Genomic DNA, 259 nt, shown 5'->3' on the forward strand with positions numbered 1-259 from the left:
CAGGTTGGGGCCGAGGTGCCCGCCGGTCCTGGCCACGGCGTGGACCAGGAAGTGGCGGATCTCCTCGGCGAGTTCGGTCAGGTCCTCGGTGTCCAGCGCCTTCAGATCCCGCGGACTGCGGATGTTCTCCAGCAACGACACGGCGGCCCCCTCCTCCTCTGTCGGCCTTGCTCGTTCGGGCTCCCCGCTCAGACCACGGTGACGGCGGGCGGCCCGGAGGCGGTGCCCTGTGTCTCCATCTGCTCGGCGAGCTTCATCG

General features: G+C 70.3%; 1 protein-coding gene. It reads right to left on the minus strand.

Going from position 1 to position 259, the window contains the following annotated elements; genetic code table 11:
- A partial coding sequence (locus HG542_RS34220; protein ID WP_171088337.1) for a 1-deoxy-D-xylulose-5-phosphate synthase N-terminal domain-containing protein occupies positions 1-141 on the minus strand: 141 nt, incomplete at its 3' end.
- Positions 142-259 lie beyond the last annotated feature (118 nt).

Source organism: Streptomyces morookaense (assembly GCF_013030945.1).
Lineage (GTDB): Bacteria > Actinomycetota > Actinomycetes > Streptomycetales > Streptomycetaceae > Streptomyces > Streptomyces morookaensis.